Below are 1,249 nucleotides of genomic sequence, written 5' to 3'. Positions count from 1 at the left end.
GACTTGTTCAGACGTTCCTTAATGGTGAGCGGGGCGAGGCAATGCGCGGCGGGTATATATCACAAACGTCCAAAATCGCCATTGAGCGAACATAAAACCATGCTAATGACATGGTTATTAGTTGATCTGGATCAATTAATGATATGGCTACTGATTGATCTGGATCAACAATTTTGCTGCATTGCGGGATAAATTGCCTTTCAGTTTCATGCCCAACCAAAAAGGTAAACGCAATGAAGAAGTCAGCAGTCATTCTTGCCCTTGCAGCACTTGGCCTCGCATCCCACGCCTTCGCACAGCAAAGCCCGTGGCAAATCCGCACTCGTGCGGTGCACATCGACCCGGCGAACAAATCCGACGCAGGCGGGCCGCTCACGCTTCCGGCCGATGCCATCACGGTCAGCAGCAAGACCATTCCGGAAGTCGATATTTCCTATTTCTTTTCGCCGAACATCGCGGCCGAACTGATCCTGACTTATCCGCAGAAGCATGATGTCTACCTTTCCGGCGCCAAGATCGGCACCTTCAAACATCTGCCCCCGACGCTCACGCTGCAATATCACTTCATGCCTGCCGCCCAGGTGAGTCCTTACCTTGGTGCGGGCGTCAATTACACCAATATTTCCAGCGTCAACCTGCTCAACGGCGCGGGATCGCTCGATCACCACAGCTTCGGCCTCGCGCTGCAAGCTGGCGTGGACTTCAAGATCGACAAGAACTGGTCGCTCAACCTGGATGTGAAAAAAGTCCGGATTCGCAGCGATGTGAGGGTGAGCGGGGCGAAGGTCAGCGCGATCAAGGTTGATCCGCTGCTGATCGGCGTGGGTGTCGGCTATCGTTTCTGATAGCGGCTTATTGCAACAAACAGCCGTCAAGGCCGCCGAGGGATCGGCGGCTTTACATCCCACCCGCTCCACCCCGCGATGGGAAGTGACCCAAACGAACGCGCCCACACCTGCCAGCAATGGCTGGATACAGGCATCGCGCCCGATGACCTGCGGCGTCTGCGTGCGTACGCCAGCCAGGAACGCACTTGGTGACGAGCGCTTCCATCGCATGGTGGAAACCACCCTCGGGCACCCCGCCGCCTGCCGCCCGCATGGGCGGCCACAGCGGGCAAGCAATCGGGGAAGACATATAATTAGCCACGTCCCCTTTAATTCTTTAATTCATACCCACAGCATCGCCCCTCAACCAGCCGACCACTGTCAGCTCAAACCGCCCCACCCTGTACTGGTCTAATGCTTTC

Annotated in this window: 2 protein-coding genes; both read left to right on the top strand. The window is 56.2% G+C overall.

Annotation, left to right across the window (positions count from 1 at the left end):
• The coding region (locus UUA_RS20140; protein ID WP_238533060.1) for a hypothetical protein at positions 1-192 on the top strand (192 nt) is incomplete at its 5' end.
• A gap of 41 nt (positions 193-233) precedes the next feature.
• The gene (locus tag UUA_RS18180; protein ID WP_039954534.1) at positions 234-845 is read left to right on the top strand and encodes an OmpW/AlkL family protein; all 612 of its coding nucleotides are present in this window, start codon (positions 234-236) and stop codon (positions 843-845) included.
• Positions 846-1,249 lie beyond the last annotated feature (404 nt).

Origin of the sequence: Rhodanobacter thiooxydans LCS2 (assembly GCF_000264375.1) — a bacterium.
In the GTDB taxonomy this organism is placed as follows: domain Bacteria; phylum Pseudomonadota; class Gammaproteobacteria; order Xanthomonadales; family Rhodanobacteraceae; genus Rhodanobacter; species Rhodanobacter thiooxydans.
The sequence above is the reverse complement of the archived record's forward strand: the minus strand, read 5'-3'. Positions and strand labels throughout refer to the sequence as shown.